16 protein-coding genes are annotated in these 21,183 nt (G+C 55.8%); 8 read left to right on the top strand and 8 right to left on the bottom strand.

From position 1 onward, the window contains the following. Positions 1 to 189 precede the first annotated feature (189 nt). Positions 190 to 1,632, top strand: a complete 1,443-nt coding sequence (aldA, locus tag DK872_RS14810) for an aldehyde dehydrogenase (RefSeq protein ID WP_161518489.1) — start codon at positions 190 to 192, stop codon at positions 1,630 to 1,632. Positions 1,633 to 1,663: 31 nt separating this feature from the next. Here aldA and DK872_RS14805 read toward each other — a convergent pair whose 3' ends face one another. After that, entirely contained in the window at positions 1,664 to 2,590 is a 927-nt protein-coding gene (locus DK872_RS14805; protein ID WP_161518488.1) for an alpha/beta hydrolase, read from the bottom strand. An 89-nt stretch (positions 2,591 to 2,679) separates the two neighbouring features. Further along, on the bottom strand, positions 2,680 to 3,681 hold the full coding sequence (gene gap, locus DK872_RS14800; RefSeq protein ID WP_007372003.1) for a type I glyceraldehyde-3-phosphate dehydrogenase: 1,002 nt from the start codon (positions 3,679 to 3,681) through the stop codon (positions 2,680 to 2,682). A gap of 187 nt (positions 3,682 to 3,868) precedes the next feature. On the opposite strand from gap, the gene cybB reads away from it, so the two are divergent. After that, positions 3,869 to 4,399: a cytochrome b561 gene (cybB, locus tag DK872_RS14795; protein WP_035885584.1), complete on the top strand. Its 531-nt coding sequence runs from the start codon at positions 3,869 to 3,871 to the stop codon at positions 4,397 to 4,399. A 220-nt stretch (positions 4,400 to 4,619) separates the two neighbouring features. Next, positions 4,620 to 5,945 (top strand): MFS transporter, encoded by a 1,326-nt coding sequence (locus DK872_RS14790; protein ID WP_149288749.1) that lies wholly within the window; start codon positions 4,620 to 4,622, stop codon positions 5,943 to 5,945. Positions 5,946 to 6,069: 124 nt separating this feature from the next. Here the strand turns inward: DK872_RS14790 and DK872_RS14785 are convergent, their stop codons facing one another. Next, positions 6,070 to 6,411, bottom strand: coding sequence for a hypothetical protein (locus DK872_RS14785; protein WP_007372006.1), 342 nt, complete (start codon positions 6,409 to 6,411; stop codon positions 6,070 to 6,072). A 460-nt stretch (positions 6,412 to 6,871) separates the two neighbouring features. On the opposite strand from DK872_RS14785, the gene DK872_RS14780 reads away from it, so the two are divergent. The 3 genes from DK872_RS14780 (at position 6,872) to DK872_RS14770 (ending at position 10,137) form a co-directional block, all read left to right on the top strand. Continuing rightward, positions 6,872 to 7,147 carry a metal/formaldehyde-sensitive transcriptional repressor gene (locus DK872_RS14780; protein ID WP_007372007.1) on the top strand — a complete coding sequence of 92 codons (276 nt, stop codon included), beginning with the start codon at positions 6,872 to 6,874 and terminating at the stop codon, positions 7,145 to 7,147. Positions 7,148 to 7,179: 32 nt separating this feature from the next. Next, complete coding sequence (locus tag DK872_RS14775) at positions 7,180 to 8,298, top strand: S-(hydroxymethyl)glutathione dehydrogenase/class III alcohol dehydrogenase (RefSeq protein WP_007372008.1); 1,119 nt, start codon at positions 7,180 to 7,182, stop codon at positions 8,296 to 8,298. A 153-nt stretch (positions 8,299 to 8,451) separates the two neighbouring features. Next, positions 8,452 to 10,137, top strand: coding sequence for a methyl-accepting chemotaxis protein (locus tag DK872_RS14770; RefSeq protein ID WP_007372009.1), 1,686 nt, complete (start codon positions 8,452 to 8,454; stop codon positions 10,135 to 10,137). A 57-nt stretch (positions 10,138 to 10,194) separates the two neighbouring features. On the opposite strand, the gene DK872_RS14765 is transcribed toward DK872_RS14770, so the two are convergent. The 4 genes from DK872_RS14765 to DK872_RS14750 form a co-directional block, all read right to left on the bottom strand. Further along, positions 10,195 to 10,887 (bottom strand): DUF2076 domain-containing protein, encoded by a 693-nt coding sequence (locus tag DK872_RS14765; RefSeq protein ID WP_035885588.1) that lies wholly within the window; start codon positions 10,885 to 10,887, stop codon positions 10,195 to 10,197. A gap of 182 nt (positions 10,888 to 11,069) precedes the next feature. Further along, positions 11,070 to 13,448, bottom strand: a complete 2,379-nt coding sequence (locus tag DK872_RS14760; protein ID WP_107146724.1) for a membrane-bound PQQ-dependent dehydrogenase, glucose/quinate/shikimate family — start codon at positions 13,446 to 13,448, stop codon at positions 11,070 to 11,072. Positions 13,449 to 13,703: 255 nt separating this feature from the next. Further along, complete coding sequence (locus DK872_RS14755) at positions 13,704 to 16,001, bottom strand: FdhF/YdeP family oxidoreductase (protein ID WP_161518487.1); 2,298 nt, start codon at positions 15,999 to 16,001, stop codon at positions 13,704 to 13,706. A 142-nt stretch (positions 16,002 to 16,143) separates the two neighbouring features. Then, positions 16,144 to 17,067 (bottom strand): LysR substrate-binding domain-containing protein, encoded by a 924-nt coding sequence (locus DK872_RS14750; protein ID WP_071920861.1) that lies wholly within the window; start codon positions 17,065 to 17,067, stop codon positions 16,144 to 16,146. 300 nt (positions 17,068 to 17,367) lie between these two features. On the opposite strand from DK872_RS14750, the gene DK872_RS14745 reads away from it, so the two are divergent. Beyond that, entirely contained in the window at positions 17,368 to 18,711 is a 1,344-nt protein-coding gene (locus DK872_RS14745; RefSeq protein ID WP_007372014.1) for a VOC family protein, read from the top strand. Between the two features lie 45 nt (positions 18,712 to 18,756). Then, positions 18,757 to 20,265, top strand: coding sequence for a carboxylesterase/lipase family protein (locus DK872_RS14740; RefSeq protein ID WP_161518486.1), 1,509 nt, complete (start codon positions 18,757 to 18,759; stop codon positions 20,263 to 20,265). On the opposite strand, the gene DK872_RS14735 is transcribed toward DK872_RS14740, so the two are convergent. Next, a complete protein-coding gene (locus DK872_RS14735; RefSeq protein WP_007372016.1) occupies positions 20,252 to 21,103 on the bottom strand; it encodes a LysR family transcriptional regulator in 852 nt (283 codons plus the stop codon). The two genes, DK872_RS14740 and DK872_RS14735, sit on opposite strands and share 14 nt — an antisense overlap. Between the last annotated feature and the right edge of the window lie 80 nt (positions 21,104 to 21,183).

Genomic DNA, 21,183 nt, shown 5'->3' with positions numbered 1-21,183 from the left:
GTTTGCGCTAAAGCTGCAGCAAACGGGCATTATCCTCCCTCTGTTGTAATTTATTTGTTGCGAACTTGCTGGGTTTTTTATGAATCCACTCACAAAAGCCGATGCTGTGCCTGAGCAATACCTCGCATGGGGATAGATTTTTAACAATGAGTTTACTTGTTAAAAACAATGTCATTACAGGAGCAGGTCATGACAGCACCCGTGCAACACCCGATGTTTATCGATGGTCAATTCATCAGCTGGCAGGGCGACAACTGGCTCGATGTCGTCAATCCGGCGACGGAAGAGATTCTGGCGCGTATTCCTGATGGCACAGCGGAAGATGCGCGTAAAGCGATTGCGGCGGCGGAACGCGCCCAGCCCGCCTGGGAAGCCTTGCCAGCAATAGAACGCGCAGGCTGGTTACGCAAAATCGCCGCGGGCATTCGCGAGAAAGCGCATGAAATCAGCGCATTAATTGTGGCTGAGGGCGGCAAAATTCAGCAACTGGCTGAAGTGGAAGTCTCTTTTACCGCCGACTACATCGACTATATGGCCGAATGGGCGCGCCGCTATGAAGGAGAGATCTTGCAAAGCGACCGGCCGAATGAAAATATCTTTGTCTTTAAGCGCGCCCTTGGCGTGACCACCGGCATTTTGCCGTGGAATTTCCCGTTCTTCCTGATTGCCCGCAAAATGGCGCCAGCGCTGATTACCGGCAACACCATTGTGATTAAACCCAGCGAATTCACGCCGAACAATGCCGTCGCGTTTGCCAAAATCGTGCATGATGTCGGATTGCCAAAAGGGGTTTTTAACCTGATATTAGGGCGCGGCGAAACCGTCGGCCAGGAGCTGGCAGCCAACCCGAAAGTGGCGATGGTCAGCATGACCGGCAGCGTTGGCGCAGGCGAGAAAATCATGGCTGCGGCAGCGAAAAATATCACCAAAGTGTGCCTCGAACTCGGCGGGAAAGCGCCAGCCATTGTGCTGGATGATGCGGATCTTGAGCTGGCGGTGAAAGCGATTGTTGATTCCCGCATCATCAACAGCGGGCAGGTGTGCAACTGCGCCGAGCGGGTTTATGTGCAGAAGGGCATTTACGACCGTTTCGTTAACCGTCTTGGTGAAGCGATGAAAGCGGTGCAGTTCGGCGATCCGGCGCAGCGTAACGACATTGCCATGGGGCCGCTCATCAACGCCGCCGCACTGGAACGTGTGGAACAGAAAGTGGCGCGCGCAGTGGCGGAAGGCGCGCGCGTGGTGCTGGGTGGTAAAGCGCCGGAAGGGAAAGGCTATTTCTATCCGCCAACGCTGCTGCTGGATGTCCGTCAGGAAATGGCGATCATGCACGAAGAGACCTTTGGCCCGGTGCTGCCGGTGGTGGCATTCGACACGCTCGATGACGCGCTGGCGATGGCCAATGACAGCGATTACGGCCTGACATCTTCCGTCTATACCAACGATCTGAATGCGGCGATGAAGGCTGTGCGCGGGCTGAAATTTGGCGAAACGTATATTAACCGTGAAAACTTTGAAGCAATGCAGGGTTTCCACGCCGGATGGCGCAAGTCCGGGATCGGCGGGGCGGATGGGCGTCACGGCCTGAACGAATATCTGCAAACCCAGATGGTGTATCTGCAATCCTTATAATGTATCGCCCCCGCCAGGCGCGGGGGCGCGTTTACACTTTGGTCGCTATCCATGCCATCATCAGCTCCGGCCAGACGGCGGCCGGCAACCCCAGCGCATCACGAATACCAAAACCGTGTTTCCCCTGCTCAAACAGATGCATCTCTACCGGTACGCCAAGACGGCGCAGCGCAGTAAACATCACCAGGCTGTTCTCCACTTTCACCGCTGGATCGTCCACCGCATGCAGCAGGAAAACCGGCGGTGTTTCGCTGTTAACATTCTGTTCGGGGGAATAATGACGTACCTGTTCGTCAGTCGGTGACTCGCCAAGCAGTTGCTGGCGGGAAATCGGGTGATCGATTTCAGCTTGCATGGTGATAACCGGATAAACCAGCGCCATAAACGCCGGACGCGCGCTCTGGCGGTCGATGTCGTCAGACGACGGGTAAACCACTTCGTCATAGCGTGTGCCGAGGCTGGCCGCGACATGGCCGCCAGCGGAAAAGCCCATCACGCCGAGCTTTGCGGGATCCAGCCGCCACTCCCCGGCGCGGGCGCGGATCGTGCGCATGGCGCGCTGTATATCCGCCAGCGGCGCATCCGCGCCTTCTGCATGCTGATCTGCCGGAAGCCGGTAGGTCATCACAAACAGGGTGTAGCCTTTGGCATTGAAACAGGGAGCCAGCGCGCTGCCTTCTTTATCCAGAACCACCCGACGGTAAGAACCGCCAGGCGTGATAAGGATCCCAACGCCGTTGGGGTTTTGCGGGGCGTAAACGGTGATTTCCGGGGCGCGAACGCCGGTGACTGAGCGGTCAAAGGGGGTTGGGCCGGTGTGAAACGTTTCGAGTTGAAAACGCACCGGGCTGGCGGCGGCGCCTGGCGCTTCTCCCTGCGGCCAGACGGGAAACGTACTGGCGTGCTGCACTGCGACATTCATCAACGTCAATAAATCTTCCGGGCTGATATTTCTCATGTCTCGCCTCGCCTGATGGCGCTTGCGCTTATCCGGCCTGCAATTAGCGCAGGCCGGGTAAACGTTGCCTCATCCGGCCTATGTGAACGTTAAAGCGCGCGGTATTTTTCCAGTACGCGCACGAGCTGAGTGACAAAACCGTACTCGTTATCGTACCAGGAGACGGTTTTCACCAGTTGCAGATCGCCCACTTCGGTGATTTCTGTCTGCGTGGCATCGAACACCGAACCAAAGTGGCTGCCAATAACATCGGACGAAACAATCTCTTCATCGGTATAGCCGAAGGATTCATTATTTTCAGTGGCTTTTTTCAGCGCCTGGTGGATCTCATCGACGGTGACTTTCTTCTCCAGAACCGATACCAGCTCGGTTACCGAGCCGGTTTTCACCGGAACGCGCTGCGCGTGGCCTTTCAGTTTGCCGCTCAGCGCCGGGATCACCAGACCGATCGCTTTTGCTGCACCAGTGGTGTGCGGGATGATGTTTTCCGCTGCCGCACGCGAGGCCCGCAGATCTTTGCCGCGTGGCCCATCGACCAGCGCCTGCGTGCCGGTATAGGCGTGAATGGTGGTCATGGTGCCAGCTTTGATGCCGAAGTTGTCCTGTAGCGCTTTGGCCATCGGCGCGAGGCAGTTGGTGGTGCAGGAGGCGACCGAAATAATGGTGTCCTCAGCATTGATGGTTTCATCATTGACGTTAAAAACCACGGTTTTCATCTCACCGGCGGGCGCGGAGATGAGCACTTTTTTCGCACCGGCTTCCAGATGCGCCTGTGATTTTTCAGCCGACGTATAGAAGCCAGTACATTCCACAATGATCTCGGCACCGGCGCTGCGCCACGGGATATGTTTCGCCTCTTTCTCGGCATAGACAGTGATGCTTTTACCGTTGACGATCAGCGAATCTTCGGTGAAATCCACGCTCCAGCCAAATGGACCGTAGTTAGAATCATGCTTCAATAAATAGGCCAGCACTTTGGGTGAGGTGAGATCGTTAATTGCGACAACTTCCGCGCTGCTGTTGGTTTCCAGCAGACGACGCAGTACCAGACGTCCGATACGCCCGAATCCATTGATGCCAATTTTGCTCATAATTCACTCCGCTTTTTAGGTCATGATCACGTTATTGCACACCTCAGTGATAGCCTGGTGGGGATTGTTGGGCAAATGAATCGCGTTCAATGAAGGGTAAGTGACTGAATGTTGAAGAGGAAAAGTTAATGAATTTTTAAGGAAATACGGCTATGTTGGCGTTCTGTTATTTTTTCAGGATCGCCTTATGCGCAGTAAATATTCTTCCGTGCAAATCACCCTTCACTGGTTGGTGTTTCTGCTAATCGTAACCGCTTATTGCGCCATGGAGTTTCGCGGATTTGCGCCACGCAGCTACCGCCCGTGGTTTAACATGGTGCATGTCTCCTGCGGTATTTCTATTCTTGTTCTCATGGTCGCTCGTTTGCTGGCACGGCTAAAAAACCCGACGCCGCCGATTGTGCCCAAACCCTCGCCAATGATGACCGGGCTGGCGCATCTGGGCCATCTGGTCATTTATCTGCTGTTTATCGTTCTGCCTGTTATTGGCCTGCTAATGATGTACAACCGGGGCGGGCCGTGGATCGCGTTCGGCATGGTGATGCCGTATGCGTCAGAGGCTAACTTTGATCTGGTGGATACGCTGAAGGAGTACCACGAATTTCTGGCTAATCTGGGCTATTTTGTTATTGGCCTGCATGCCGCGGCGGCGCTGGCGCATCATTACTACTATAAAGACAATACGCTGTTGCGGATGATGCCGAAAAAACGCAACTAATGGTTATCTGCCCGATAGTGCTAAACTTATCGGGTTAAAACAACGTATTTCGCCCCGCGATGCGGGGCTTTTTTATGGCGTAAAATGTGATCCTGCCTGGTTTTTCGCCGAGAAAAGCAGGGCGGAAATCACATTTTACGCCATCTGTGCTGTGCTGAATTCGTACAAGCCGTGTAGATAGTATATCTATTATAGAAACACTTTGATAAGTGGAGGGGATATGACACAGCCTGTACAGGACTCTTTCGATCGCGCGACCGAACAGGAGCAGGTGGCCGGATCGCGTAAATTACGCAAAGTGCTACTCGCCACCGGGATCGGCCATTTTGTGGAATGGTTTGATTTCGGCTTGTACGGCACGCTGGCCGCGATTATCGGGCTGCAATTTTTCCAGTCCGGCAATCCGAGCGTTGCGTTGCTCTCATCATTCGCGGTATTTGGCGCGGGCTTTATTATGCGCCCGCTGGGCGGATTATTCTTCGGCTCGCTGGGCGATCGCAAAGGGCGGCAGAAAGTACTGGCGACTGTGATCCTGCTGACTTCCGGGGCGACATTCGTGATGGGTTTGTTGCCCACTTATCACCATGTGGGGATCACCGCCACTGTGCTGCTGGTGATCACGCGCCTGGTGCAGGGCTTTGCCGCCGGGGGCGAAAGCTCCGGGGCCACAACTTACCTGGCGGAATACGCCCCGACAGAACGCCGTGGTTATTTTACCTGCTGGATCGATAACTTTGGCTTTATGGCGTTCGTGGTCGGTTCCGGGCTGGTTTTTCTGCTGACCGCAACACTTGGCGAAAGCACAATGAACGACTGGGGCTGGCGTATCCCATTCCTGATCGCCGGGCCGCTGGGCTGGGTGGGGCTGTATCTGCGAAAACATCTGGAAGATTCGCCGGAATTTATTGCCGCCATGAAGAGCGGTCAGACATCCAGTGCGCCGCTGCGCAAAGCGGTGACCACCGCTTGGGGCGCGTTGCTGTTCTGCGTGGGTTTTGTGGTGATCAAGGCTGTCGGGCACTGGACGCTGCAAACGTTCATGCCGAGTTATCTAGCGACCGAGCTGCATTTTTCCAAACTCAATGCCTATGCCATCACGACTATCGGGCTCTTTTCCGTCGCGGTGCTGGTGCCGTTTATGGGCTATCTGTCGGATAAATATGGTCGCAAGCCGTTGATGCTGACGGGATGCGCCGGGTTTATCCTGCTCAGTTATCCGGCAATGATGGTGATGGCGAACGGAGATGTGCTGTCAGCGGTGCTGGCGATGGTGATGCTCGGCGCATTTATTGCCGCCTTCGACGGTGCCTGTACGGCGGCGATGGCGGAACTGTTCCCGACCAGCGTGCGCTACGGCGGCTTGTCTATTGCTTATAACTTTGCGGTCGCGTTTTTCGGCGGGATCACCCCGTGGTTTTCGGCGTGGCTGATCACCAGCACCGGCGATAAATTCTCACCAGCTTTTTACGTAATGGCCGCTGCGCTGATTACCTTCCTTACGGTGCTGCGCGCCCGGGAAACGGCCGGGTTGCCGCTGAAACGTTGAATGTCGCCCCGGTGAGATCTTCCACCGGGGTTTTTATACATGCGTGGTTGAATATGATGGGCGTAGCAGTTCGCGCCCCATCAACATTATTCGATTGCAGGGTAATAATTAAATTAATAAATAATCACTTGATCATTTTTATACCGTAGGGGCAAAGATCGAATTCACAGGTTTTTTGATGTTCACACGTTCTTAACGAAATATCCTCATTGCCCGGACAGTGACAGCCTTTTTTTAGTGTTTGCCAGACGGCGGGAAAAAAGGGCAGGGTATGAATAATGTTAAAGTCACATGTTTTTCCATTAACGGTGAGGTGTTCCTTGTACGTATGTAATATGTTATCAGGGCGTAAAAAATAATTACCTTTATACCAGACAATGACCGCCAGCTCTGGTGTGTTGCGGGCCAGAGCGAAAGCGGTTTTGGTCGTTGGTGATACCAGCATTTCCGTAATATTCCAGCGCATAGCTGCTCCTTGCGGCTAATTTAATCTCCTGAATAAGAAAAATCTTAACAAATAAGTAAGTGAGAACCTAACCCAATTAATATATTTAATTTAAATAGCTAAAGCTGGGATATATTTAATAAGCTTTACAATGGATCTTGATACAAAACAAAGTTGAGAGGGTTTTGATTGTTGTCTTGCGAGTTATTCAAGCAGCGAGAATTAATTACATTCTGATATTGTTGCGTGGTTAATTAAAACTCACGAAAAGATAACAAATTACGAACAGTATTGGGCTTTATATAATATATTTGAAAGGTCGTTTTAGTATATTTATTAAGTTATATACCGGGTTGCTAATCGATCCCCACACCCATTTTTATACTTTCCCGGCGGCCTTCCTGTACCCGTACAAAACTTACCGTTTACTGCGGATGATGTTCTTATGTACCATACCCCCCTATAGTATGCAGGAGGTCACATGCCCCATTCACCAGAAGACAAGAAACGCGTTTTGACGCGAGTGCGCCGCATCCGTGGTCAGGTCGATGCGCTGGAACGTGCGCTGGAAAGCGGCGAGCCCTGCATCGCCATTTTGCAGCAAATTGCCGCTGTGCGCGGCGCGGCCAACGGCCTGATGGGCGAAATGGTTGAAATTCACCTGAAAGATGAGCTGGTCAACGGCGACACCACTGCGGAGCAGCGTGCGGTTCGCATGGCAGAAGTCGGTCATCTTTTGCGCTCTTATCTAAAATAAGCATCAAGGTATTCACAAAAAGGAAGAGACATATGAAATCACGTGCAGCCGTTGCCTTCGGGCCGGGTCAACCTCTTAAAATCGTCGAAATCGACGTTGCGCCGCCGAAAAAGGGCGAAGTGCTGGTCCGTATCACGCATACCGGGGTGTGTCATACCGACGCGTTTACGCTCTCCGGTGACGATCCGGAAGGGGTATTCCCGGCGGTGCTCGGCCATGAAGGCGGCGGAATTGTGGTTGAAGTCGGCGAAGGCGTGACCAGCCTGAAACCGGGCGACCACGTTATTCCGCTGTACACCGCAGAATGTGGTGAATGTAAGTTCTGTAAATCCGGTAAAACCAACCTCTGCCAGGCCGTACGCGCCACGCAGGGGAAAGGTCTGATGCCGGATGGTACCACCCGTTTCTCTTACAACGGCGAGCCGATTTTCCACTATATGGGTACCAGCACCTTCAGCGAATACACCGTCTGCGCGGAAATCTCGCTGGCAAAAGTGAACGAGCAGGCGCCGCTGGATAAAGTTTGTCTGCTCGGCTGCGGTGTTACCACCGGTATCGGCGCGGTGCACAACACGGCGAAAGTGAAAGAGGGCGATACCGTGGCGATCTTCGGTCTCGGCGGTATCGGTCTGGCGGCGATTCAGGGCGCGGTTCAGGCGAAGGCCGGGCGGATTCTGGCTATCGATACCAACCCGGATAAATTCGCGCTGGCGAAAGAGATGGGTGCAACCGACTTTATCAACCCGAAAGATCACGACCGTCCGATTCAGGATGTGATTGTCGAGATGACCGACGGCGGCGTTGATTTCAGCTTTGAATGTATCGGTAACGTCAACGTTATGCGTTCTGCGCTTGAGTGCTGCCATAAAGGCTGGGGCGAAAGCGTGATCATCGGTGTCGCGGGCGCGGGCCAGGAGATCAGCACCCGTCCGTTCCAGCTGGTGACCGGTCGCGTATGGCGCGGTTCCGCGTTTGGCGGCGTGAAAGGCCGCAGCCAGTTGCCGGGCATGGTGGAAGATGCGATGGCGGGCAAAATTCGCCTCGATCCGTTCATCACCCATCGCATGCCGCTGGAGCAGATCAACGACGCGTTCGATCTAATGCACGAAGGTAAATCTATCCGTACCGTTATCCATTTCGGCGATAATTAATCCTGCTTCACGCCAGCGGTGTAACCGCTGGCGCTACCAATGTCCAAATCTGTGACCGCTGTTACGATTTTCTCCATAAGAAAAATCCAATTATTGCCGATGCATATATATCATCGTGATGAATGCATTAGACAAATATGAGAGTCGATAGCCATGGATAACAAAGCAGCAATGCAAAGCATTGGATTTATGCACAATATTCGATTGGTTCCCCTGTTTTCCTCCATTCTCAGCGGTATTCTGGTGCTGTTTGCGCTCAGCTCCGGCCTGGCAGGATATTTTATGATGCAAGCGGATCGCGATCAGCGTGATGTGACGCAGGAAATCCAGGTTCGCATGGGATTATCTAACAGTTCTAACAACTTACGTACAGCTCGTCTTAATCTGATCCATGCCGGCGCGGCAAGCCGTATCGCCGAAATGGACGACATGAAAAATAACGTCGCGCAAGCGGAAAAACGTATTCAACAATCGCAGGATGGTTTCAAGGTCTATATGGCGCGCGAAGTTAAAACGCCTGAGGACGTTGCGCTGGATGACGATCTGACTCGCCTGTTTAATGCCTACATCGCAGGCATGCAGCCGATGCTGAAATACGCGAAAAACGGCATGTTTGAAGCCATCATCAACCATGAAAGCGAACAGGCGCGCCAGCTTGATGCCGCGTATAACACCGTGCTGCTGAAAGCGATTAAGATCCGCACCGATCGCGCAGAACATCTGACAGAGCTGGCGCACAGCCGTACGCAATTAGGGCTTACTTTTATGGCCGCTGCCTTCGCCTTTGCACTGGTGTTGACAGTCATTACCTTCATCGTACTGCGCCGCGTGGTGATCAACCCGCTGCAACGTGCGGCGCAGCGTATCGCGCGCATTGCCTCCGGTGATTTGACCGTTGAGGATGAACCGACTGGCCGCAGTGAGATTGGCCGTCTGAGCAGTGATTTGCAGGCGATGCAGCATTCGCTGGTTACCACCGTCGCTACGGTTCGCCAGGGCGCGGAAGAGATCTATCGTGGAACCAGTGAAATCTCCGCCGGTAATACCGATCTCTCTTCGCGTACCGAGCAACAGGCGGCGGCAATTGAAGAAACGGCTGCCAGCATGGAACAACTGACCGCGACGGTGAAACAGAACGCCGACAACGCACACCATGCCAGTGGTCTGGCGCGTGACGCCTCCGGCAAAGCGACCAAAGGCGGGCAAATTGTCTCCGGCGTGGTGCAGACGATGGGCAACATCACCACCAGTTCACGCAAAATCTCTGAAATTACTGCGGTGATCAACAGCATTGCCTTCCAGACCAATATCCTGGCGCTCAACGCCGCCGTAGAAGCGGCACGTGCCGGTGAGCAGGGCCGCGGCTTTGCCGTGGTGGCCAGCGAAGTGCGTACGCTGGCGAGCCGCAGTGCGCAGGCGGCAAAAGAGATCGAAGCGCTGATCAGTGAATCCGTCAGCCTGATTGAGCAAGGTTCCGGTGAAGTGGTTTCTGCTGGCGAAACGATGGATGAGATCGTGACGGCGGTGAAACGCGTAACCGATATCATGCTGGAAATTGCAGCGGCATCCGATGAGCAGAGCAAAGGTATCACCCAGGTGAGCCAGGCGATCACGGAAATGGACAACGTAACGCAACAAAACGCCTCGCTGGTAGAAGAAGCGTCCGCCGCAGCCGCTTCGCTGGAAGAGCAGGCCGCGCGTCTGACCGAAGCGGTAGGCGCTTTCCGCCTGACCGGTGCTGCGCCGCAGCGCCAGAACAGCACATCTTCGCCAACGGCAAAACCGTTTAAACCGCAGCGCCCTGCGCTGGCAAACGGCGATAACTGGGAAACCTTCTGATAATCCGCAAAAGAAAAGAGGCCGTAAGGCCTCTTTTTCTATCCAGCGCTAACGTCGTTATATAAAGCTGTCGTCATCATTGCTGTAGTCGTTGTCATCAAAATCATCGTTCTGCCAGGCGTCGTTATTATTGCCGAACTGATCGTCCTGGTTGAGGAAGCGGGTGTCAGAGACGTTATTAAAGTCGCCGTATTGATTGGCGGTAAACGGATCACCACCGGCGGGCGTTGCCGGTTCTTCGATGATATTCACGATCTCTTCCGGCCGCGATTGATGGAACATACTGGTCAGCATCTCGGCCAGCACGACGCCACCGGCCACGCCAGCGGCAGTTTGCAGCGCGCCAGCCATAAAACCGCCGCTGCGGGGAGCCGGGGCCGAAGCCGGCGCTGCCGCCCGTGAATAATCCTGTGCCGGTGGTTGTTGCGGCTGGGCATTCCAGCTATTGGCCGGCTGCGGGTTGCTTTTCCCGCCGCCAAACAGGCCGCCGAGGAAACTGCCACCCGTCGAGGGTTTGCTTTTTTGCGCGGCTAATTCGCTTTCAAGCTCCTGAACCCGCGCTTGCAGGCGTTTCAGCGCCGCTTCCTGAATCAAAATCGATTGCGCCATATAGTAGGGGGCTGCAGGCTGCTGTCTGACGAATTCCGCGATCTGACGCTCGGCATCTGCATCCCGTTGACTGTTTTGTTGTCCGGTCTGTTTCAGACGTTCGAAAAGGCCGTTGATAAGCTGCTGTTCTTCATATTGCATGACAATAACCTTCCGCTCTCCAGGGGGGATACTATGTAGTTTATCAGCGGCGGCAATCTGTGTCTGGCGAGTGAAATGTTTGTTTAAGATTGGTTGCAGGTTGGCTGAAACTCGCCCTGCTTTCGGGGGCCGCGGACGAAAAAAAAGCCCGCATCAGCAGGCTTTTTTATCACCATCACAACTTATTGCTTATCGGGAAGCGCATAAGCAATCACGTAGTCACCGCGATCCGGTGACTGACGTGCACCGCCCGCATTGATAATGATGTATTGCTTACCGGTTTTCGGCGACACATAGGTCATCGGGCCGGACTGGCTACCCACCGGCAGGCGGTCTTTCCAGATCTCTTTCCCGGTGGCGGTATCAAACGCGCGCAGGTAGAAATCCTGAGTACCGGCAAAGAACAGCAGGCCGGACTGGGTGGAAAGTGACGCGCCCAGCGTCGGCATACCGATTGGAATTGGCATATGCATGCGGATACCCAGTGGGCCGGTATCCTCTACGGTACCGACCGGAACCTGCCACACCAGTTTCCCGGTGGAGAGATCGACTGCAGACATCGTGCCGAAAGGCGGCTGCTGGCACGGAATACCCAGCGGCGAGAGGAAGCGCTCGCGCATCGCGCCAAACGGCGTACCGTCCATCGGCACAATCCCCATCTCAATACCGCTGGCGTTTTTCGCGACGTTTGCACGCGGCACCATATAGTTCGCCAGCCCCAGACGCATATCGTTAACAAACATCAGGTTATGGTTCGGGTCGAGCGACACGCTGCCCCAGTTCATTCCGCCCAGTGAGCCAGGGAATTGCAGGGAACGATCGAGACCCGGCGGAGTAAAGACACCCTGGTGGCGCATCGATTTAAAGGCGATACGGCACAACAGCAGGTCGATCGGCGTCGCACCCCACATATCAGACTCTTTCAGCGTCTGGTTGCCAATCATCGGCATGCCCACCGAGTAAGGCTGCGTCGGTGAATAACGCTCGCCCTGCACGTTGCCCGCCGGAACCGGACGCTCTTCCACTTTCGCCACCGGCTCGCCGGTTTCACGGTTGAGCATAAAGATCATGCCCTGTTTACTGGTCTGCACCAGTACCGGCGTGGTGTGGCCTTTGCCATCCGGCAGGTCGAACAGCGCGGGTTGTGAAGGCAGGTCGAAGTCCCACAAATCGTGGTGTGTGGTCTGATAGTGCCAGCGCACTTTTCCTGTGGTGGCATCTACAGCAACCACTGAAGAGCTGTATTTATCGTCCAGCGCGGTACGTTCACCGGCCCAGAAATCCGGGGTGGCGTTGCCGGTTGGCAGATAGATCAGGTTCAGTTTGGCGTCATACGACATCGCAGACCAGACGTTCGGCGTACCGCGTGTATAAGTCTGGCCTTCCGGCGGCAGGCCGGTGATCGCCGGGTTGCCCGGATCCCACGCCCACGCCAGTTTACCGCTGTGAACGTCGTACGCACGAACAACGCCCGGCGGTTCGCCTGTGGAGAAGTTATCCGCCACGCGACCGCCGACCACCACCACATTCCCGGCGACCAGTGGCGTCGAGGTTTGCTGGTAGTAACCCGGTTTGATTTCGCCCATGCCAACGCCCAGATCGACCACACCGTGGTCGCCGAAGTCATCACAGACTTTGCCGTTATCGGCATTAATCGCAATCAGGCGTGCATCGGTGGTGGGCAGGAACAGACGACGCGGGCAGGCAGCAGGCGAGGTGCTCTGTGCCGCAGCCTGCGCCTGGCTGTCTTCGTAATAGCCCAGGCCGCGGCAGCGTTGCCAGTTTGGCGCAGTAGCTTTCGAATCGTAGCGCCATTTCTCTTTGCCTGAATCCACATCCAGCGCCAGCACTTTACTGTACGGCGTACAGACATATAGCGTGTCGCCAATTTGTAGCGGCGTATTCTGATCTTCCGCGCCAGAACCGTTGCTCTGCGGGATATCTCCCGTGTGTGCGACCCAGGCGACTTTCAACTGGTTAACGTTTTGCTTGTTAATCTGATCCAGCGCGGCGAAGCGATCGCCGTGGGTGGTGTTGCCCCAGTGTTTCCAGTCCTGCTGCGCCGTCCCGGCGGCAACAGGTTTCACCGGAACTGCTTCCGTTGGCGCGATCACATTCCAGGTTTTGAACATGCCGCCTGCGCTAACCAGCAGCAGCACCGCCAATACGCCTGCCAGGCTGAATGAGGATTTACGCAGCGGCGTCGCACGTTGTTGCGCACGCAGCAGCGGCCACAGCAGTGCAGCCAGCAAGGCCAGCACGCCGAAAGTAAACAGGCGCGAGAACAGCGGCCAGAATGACCAGCCAGCGTCGCTGACTGCCCAGAAAAGAGAAACGATAAATGCCAGTGCGTAGAGCAGAATACCGCTGGGGCGGTTTTTGATAATCAAACCTGCCGCCACCACCATCACGATGCCCATGATGAGGAAGTAGGGACTGCCGCCGACGGCGACAAGTTTATAACCGAGAATGCCAATCGCCAGACCGATAACCATCATCAGTACGGCCAGTAACCACTTCAGGACGCTTACCATCCCGCGTGGCGTATTACCAGGTGCCATGTTTTTCTCCTGAAACCCATTCGTGTGCGGAACGGCAAACGGTAACCGTCCGAACCAAATGGATAATTTTTATAGGGGTATTGTTATGAATGAAGGTTAAATTACTTTCTTTGTCACAAAACGAAGCACCATTGTAAACATAAATGAACCATATGGTGAATCAAAAGTATGATGATTCTGTTAAATTATTATTCGAAGTTGTTAAAACCTGGCGCGGGTAATGAGCAAAAAGCCCGCAAAATGCGGGCTGGAAGGTCAGGCTATACGCAGGGTTGCGCGCGTTTGCGCCGGAGTGACGCTCACGGGGATCGATTTTGAGGTGGGTGTCCCGGTGCCGTCGCCAAAGCGGGTCAAAGGAACCAGCGGGTTCGTCTCCGGGTAGTAAGCTGCAAGGTTACCGCGCGGGATATCGTAGGCGACGAGGCGGAAATCCTCCACGCGGCGAACCACGCCATCAGTGGCCTGGGTTTCAATATCCACGCGATCACCATCGCTCAGGCCGAGCGCAGCAATATCGGCCGGGTGCATAAACAGCACATCGCGCTGGCCATAAACCCCGCGATAACGATCGTCGAGGCCATAAATCGTGGTGTTGTACTGATCGTGCGAGCGTAACGTCTGCAACACAAACGGCGCGGTGATTTCCGGGCAGACCGCGTCAGGCAGCGCCGCAGCGCTGAATTCCGCTTTCGCGGATGGCGTATTGAAACGCAGCTCCGCCGCCGCATTGCCCAGCCAGAAACCATCGGGTTCGTCGCAACGGGCATTGAAATTCTGAAAGCCAGGGATCGTGGCGGCAATATGGTCGCGAATCAGGTTGTAATCGGCGGCCAGCGCCAGCCAGTCGAGTTGCGCTGTGCCTAAGGTCGCATGGGCAATCCCGGCGACAATCGCTGTTTCCGAGCGCTGCGTTGCCGCCAGCGGTTTGCCGATCCCTTCGGAAGCATGCACCATGCTGAAGGAGTCTTCGACAGTGACAAACTGGCGGCCTGAGGCCTGAACATCCTCTTCGGTGCGGCCCAGCGTTGGCAGAATAAGCGACTGTTTACCCGGCATTAAATGGCTGCGGTTGAGTTTGGTGCTGATATAGACCGTTAGCCCGCAGCGGCGCAGCGCTTCGCAGGTCAGCGGCGTGTCCGGCGCGGCGGCGGCAAGATTACCACCCAGCGCAAGCAACACTTTCACTTCATCGCGCAGCATCGCCTGAATAGCTTCAACTGTATGGTGACCGTGCTCACGCGGCGGTTCGAAATGGAAGTGGCGGGCAAGGCTGTCGAGCAGTGCCTGCGGCGGTTTTTCATCGATCCCCATCGTGCGGTTGCCCTGCACATTGCTGTGACCACGCACCGGACACAGCCCGGCTCCCGGTTTACCCAGATGGCCGCCGAGCAGTTGCAGGTTAGTAATTTCCCGCACCGTATCCAGCGAATGTTTGTGCTGGGTAATGCCCATCGCCCAGGTGCAGATCACCCGTTCTGCGGTCTGCCATATTGCCGCCGCATCACGCAACTGCTGCTGGCTGAGGCCAGATTGCTGCTCAATGATTTGCCAGTCGGTGGCATCAATTTGCGCAAACCACGCCTCAATGCCCTGAGTGTGCTCAGTAATAAAATCATCCGCGAAGATGCTGCTTTCGCCGTTAGCAAGGCGCTGACGCTGGGTTTCCAGCAACGCTTTGGCGATCCCGCGTACCGCTGCCATATCACCGCCGAGATTCGGCTGATAGTAGGAAGAGCTGATGGTTCCCGCCATTGGCGTGATCACTTCCAGCGGTTTTTGCGGATCGGCAAAACGCTCAAGGCCACGTTCGCGCAGGGTGTTAAAGGTGACAATTCGCGCGCCGCGATCGGCGGCGTGACGCAGGCTGTGCAGCATGCGTGGATGGTTGGTGCCGGGGTTTTGTCCGAAGACAAAAATGGCGTCCGCTTTATCAAAATCAACCAGATGAATGGTGCCTTTACCGACGCCAATGCTACGTTTTAGCCCGGCGCCGCTGGCTTCATGGCACATATTGGAGCAATCCGGGAAGTTGTTGGTACCGACCATGCGACCAAACAACTGATACAGGTAAGAGGCTTCATTACTGGCGCGCCCGGAGGTGTACAACTCAAGCTGGTTGGGATTATCCAGCGCCCGGATATGTTCGCCGATCATCGCCAGCGCATCGTCCCAGCTAATCGGTTCGTAGTGGTCGGTTTGCGGGTTATAGCGCAGCGGTTCGGTCAGGCGCCCCTGATATTCAAGAAAGTAGTCACTCTGGCGGTTCAGGGCGCTGACGCTGTGTTGCGCAAAAAACGTGGCGTCGATCTGGCGGCGGGTAGCTTCCCAGGTGACCGCTTTCGCGCCGTTTTCGCAGAAACTGAAGGTACTTTTATTATCATCGCCCCAGGCGCAACCAGGGCAGTCGAAGCCCCGAGCTTTGTTCATGCGCAACAGGTTGCGCATATTTTTGAGGGCATTTTTGCTGTCAATGACGAAGCGCGTGGTGGCTTCCAGAGAGCCCAGACCACCGGCAGCGGCGTGGTAGGGTTTAATCGCTGTTTTAAATTTCATTGGTTCTTCCGGATGCGGGTTGTTACAGCGTTATCCTGGCTCGTGTAACAACAACCCTTAATCAACAACCACTTTTTATCACACAATTAACGAGATGTTTACCATTTGCGCAACAAGAAGAACCGAATGAAGTGCCGGGAGGTTAACCCGGCATGATTTTGCGGATTGCGCTGATAAGCGTATGCGCAGCAGGCGGCAGCGGCGTATCGACACGCGTGATAATGCCGACCGGATCGCCGATTCCCAGCGGCGGAATCGGCAGGGCGACCAGCGAGCCGAGACGTAAATCATCTTTTACCGCGCCCGACGGCACAAACCAGACATAGTCAAAACCGACGGTTAACTGGCGCGACAGCGAGGCAGAGAGCGTCTCGATACAGCCAGCGGGCAGTTTGCAATTCTGGCTGGCCAGCAGTTCTTCTGCGCTATCACGCGGAGGAGTACCTTCCGGCAGCACCACCACCGGCCACTCCAGCACGCGGCTTAAGGTCACGGTACTTTGCAGCAGGGGATGCTTTGGACGCACCACCAGTTTCAGTGATTCCAGAAATAGCAGTTCGTAATTAAGGCCGCTCATCAGCTCCGGGTCTGACATCCGGCCAATGCCCAGATCGAGTTCACCGGACTTCAGCCCGGCCAGCAGCATCGGATTATGGGCAGTAGCGACCTGGATCTTAAGATCCGGTTGTTGTTTATGGAGCTGGCCAATCACCGCCGGCAAAATACCCAGCGCGGCAGTCGGCAGGGCGCCAATGCGGATCAGATCGCTTTTCTGTTCCGCCTTATGATCCAGCGACTGCCCGGCAATATTGACGGCATCCAGCACCCGTACCGCGTGCGTCAGAAACTGCTCGCCGACATGCGTCAACTGCGCGCCGAGACGACCACGTTCGAACAGACGCTTGCCGGTCAGTTGTTCCAGTTCATTCAGGGTTTTCGACAGCGCAGGCTGACTTAAATTGAGGGTTTCAGCCGCTCTCCCCAGAGTTCCTTGTTGAGCAACGGCCACGAAGGTATGTAAATGGCGCAGGCGAATGCGCTGTGAAAAGAGACCATTTTTTTCCATAAGATGATGTTAAAAACTAAGCGGCTTCGGTGACAAGTAAAGTTGTTTATTTTTGATAACTTGATTGCAAAGTATTCTTAACATCTAATCTATTTGAGTCACAAACAGATTTTCCGCGCAGTGTGACGAAACCTGCAACTTTGTATGGGTTTCTCCGGCGGTTTCCATAATCTTTCGTTATGTTTTTTTGCGCTTCAGCGGCATCCGTTTCCTGCCATGATCACACTTTGTAAATTTCCCATCACGCGCGTGAATGTGCTTCCTACACTCCAGAAGAGAGCACACAGGAAGGAAAATGAAATGGGTTACAACATCACGGCCGATGAGATACGCGAACAATTTTCACAGGCCATGTCGGCAATGTACCAGCAGGAAGTTCCGCAATACGGCACGCTGCTGGAGCTGGTTGCTGATGTGAACCTCGCCGTTCTGGAACACAATCCCCGGTTGCATGAACAACTGGCCAATGCGGATGAGCTGGCACGGCTTAATGTTGAGCGCCACGGCGCGATCCGGGTGGGCACTGCGGAAGAGTTATCCTGGCTGCGGCGGATGTTTGCCGTTATGGGGATGTACCCGGTGAGCTATTACGACCTGTCGCAGGCGGGCGTACCGGTACACTCTACCGCGTTTCGTCCGGTGGATGACGCCGCGCTGGCGCGCAATCCGTTTCGCATTTTTACTTCGCTGCTGCGGCTGGAGTTGATAGAGAACGAGTCGTTGCGCAACAAAGCGGCGGCGATCCTGGCGAAGCGCGATATCTTTACGCCGGCTTGTCGCCAGTTGATTGAACTGCATGAGCTGAACGGCGGTTTTACCGCGCCGCAGGCCGACGCTTTTGTGCAGGAGGCGCTGGAGACATTCCGCTGGCATCGTCATGCCACGGTTGATGAGCAAACGTACCAGGCGCTGCACAACGAACACCGGCTGATTGCCGATGTGGTCTGTTTCCCAGGCTGCCATATCAATCACTTAACGCCGCGCACGCTGGATATCGATCGTGTGCAGGCGCTGATGCCGAAATATGGAATCGAGCCGAAGATCCTTATCGAAGGGCCGCCGCGCCGCGATGTGCCGATTTTACTGCGTCAGACCAGTTTCAAAGCGCTGGATGAACCGGTGCTGTTCAACGGTGAACATCAGGGAACGCATACCGCGCGCTTCGGTGAAATCGAGCAGCGCGGCGTGGCGCTGACGCCAAAAGGGCGGGCGCTGTACGATCAGTTATTGGCAGAGGCGGGCACTGGCAAAGACAATCTCACGCACCAGTTGCATTTACAGGACGTGTTCAAAGCCTTCCCGGACAGCGAAATGCTGTTGCGTAAGCAGGAGCTGGCGTGGTTCCGCTACCGGCTGACGCCGACCGGCGAAGCGCATCGCCAGGCGATCCGCCCCGGCGACGATCCGCAACCGCTGATCGAACGCGGCTGGGTAGTGGCGCAGCCCATCACCTACGAAGATTTTCTGCCGGTCAGCGCGGCGGGGATCTTCCAGTCCAACCTTGGCAATGAAACCCAGGCGCGCAGCCACGGCAACGCCAGCAAAGCGCAGTTTGAAGCGGCGCTCGGTTGCCCGGTGCTCGACGAATTTACTCTTTATCAGGAGGCATCCGAGCGCAGCAAACGACGTTGCGGTCTGCTGTAAAACAGGTAATCTGCCAGAAATCAGTTATTTCCGGATGATGTTGTTATGGAGAATCCTTCCGCGCCGCTGGCGCACACCCGCCACGGCAGCGTGCTGGGCTGTCGCGAAGCGGCCTTTGATGTCTGGCGCGGTATTCCGTTTGCCGCGCCGCCCGTTGGCCCGCTGCGCTGGCGCGCGCCGCAGCCGGTGGAACCCTGGCAAGGGGTGCGCATCGCCGACCGTTTTTCTGCCGCCAGTTGGCAAAACAGCGAGTCTTGTCAGCAGATTGGCGGTGGCGATCCGGGACAGTTTTCTGAAGATTGCCTCTACCTTAACGTCTGGTCGCCCGCCGAACGCGAAAAACCGCTGCCGGTGATGGTCTGGCTGCACGGCGGCGGGTTTACCATTGGCTCCGGCGGGCTACCGCCCTACGACGGCAAAGCGCTGGCCGCGCGCGGCGTGGTGCTGGTGACGCTCAATTACCGGCTCGGCCATCTCGGCTTTTTCGCCCATCCGGCGCTGGAAGCCGAAGAGGGCGAACGCGTATATAACTTCGGCTTGCTCGATCAAATCGCCGCCTTGCACTGGGTGCAGGAGAACATTGCCGCGTTTGGTGGCGATGCGGAAAACGTTACGCTGTTTGGCGAATCTGCCGGGGCGCGCAGCGTGATGGCGCTGATGGCTTCTCCACTGGCAAAAGGGCTGTTTCATAAAGGCATTATTCAGAGCAGCTATACCTTGCCGGATACGCCGCGGGAAGCGGCACTGGCAAAAGGCGAAGCGATTGCTGCGCACTTTGGCCTGACAAACGCCAGCGCAGAGCAATTGCGGGCGATCCCGGCCGATGCGTTCTGGCCGCTGGTTGCACCGCTGAAAATTGCCCCTGCGCCGATTGTCGGCGACGAGGTACTTCCGGAACCGATGCTCGATGTGTTTTTTGCCGCAAGGCAGCACCCGATGCCGGTGATTATTGGCTCGAACAGCGATGAAGCCAGCGTGATGGCGGAGTTTGGCGTCGATCTCGCCGGGCAGATCGAGAAAATGCGTCGCGAGCAGCGCCTTGGGTTAGGGCTGATTAAATTGCTTTATCCGGGAGTGAAGGGCGATGCCGAGCTGGGCCGCCAGGTGTGTCGCGATATGGCATTTACCACGCTCGGGCTGGTGGTGATGCAGGCGCAGCAGCGGGTTCGGCAACCCTGCTGGCGCTACTGGTTTGACTATGTTGCGGAAGCAGCGCATGACACTTACATCAACGGCGCGTGGCACGGTAACGAAGTGCCCTACGTATTCGACAATCTTATGCTTTCGGAGCCGTCGTGCAGCTACGTTAACCTGCGCGATCTGGCGTTTGCCGCGCATCTTGCCGATTACTGGGTGCAGTTTGCCCGCCATGCCAGCCGTCATTGTGAATCGCTTGCCGGCCCGGTGAACTGGCTGGCCTGCGTGCGCGGGCGCGACAGACTGCTGCGCATCGGACTGAATAAACATGCAGGATTTCGCCTGGTTAATCGCTTTATGCGCACGCGTCTGAGCTTCTTTCGCCGGGTGATGCGCCACCACGTTAAGCTGGATTAGCCGCCAGCAAGCCCTCACGAAACGCCGCCAGCCCATCGGCTTTATTGGCCGACTGGCGCAGGACCAGCCGGTAGCTGGCGCCGGTCTTGATACTCAGCGCAAACGGACGCTGAAGCCGCCCGGCGCGGATATCTTCAGCCACGACTGTCTCGTCGGCAATGGCCATCCCCAGCCCCTGAATAGCGGCGGTAATCGCCAGATCCATGGTGTCGAAGTGTTGATTTTTCCTCATAGCCGGCTGGAAATCCTGCTGCCTGGCCAGCCACAGCGACCAGTCGGTTTTATCCCGCGTCGGATGCAGTAGCGTTGCTTTCTCCAGCGGCGTTTTTGCGGCCAGCGCGCTGTTTAGTACCGGCGTCAGCGCCTCTTCAAACAGCAAATCCCCGGCGCTTAAATGCGTGCCGAACACAATTGCTGCGTCATAAGGTTCTGTTTTGAAATTGATGGTGTGATCGGTGGTGGTGGTGAGCGAAATCTGCAACTCCGGGTAGCGCTGCTCAATGTGCAACAGCTTCGGCACCAGCCAGCGAATGGCGCAGGTTGGCGCTTTCAGTCGCACCACCGTCTGCTGCGCGCGCGCCTGGTCGGCAACAATCAACAAGTGTTCAAACGCGCTGCGCAGTTCCGGCAGCAGGGCGCTGCCCTGCGGGGATAAGCGCAGCCCGCGCGCGTGGCGCTCAAACAACGGAAAACCAAACCAGCTTTCCAGCGCGGCGATCTTGCGGCTGACCGCACCCTGCGTCAGGCATAACTCGCGCGCAGCGTGCGTCAAATTGAGATGACGGGCGGTGACCAGAAAGGCGTCAATGGCATTCAGCGGCAGGGTTCGGTGTGACATGGCAACTCCAGCTATGCGTTTTTATCATGGCTATTATGACAACAATTCGATTGTCGCGACAGCGTGCTTTTGGTTTGAAT

Source organism: Kosakonia sp. MH5, assembly GCF_009935945.1.
Taxonomy (GTDB): Bacteria; Pseudomonadota; Gammaproteobacteria; order Enterobacterales; family Enterobacteriaceae; genus Kosakonia; species Kosakonia radicincitans.
The sequence above is the reverse complement of the archived record's forward strand: the minus strand, read 5'-3'. Positions and strand labels throughout refer to the sequence as shown.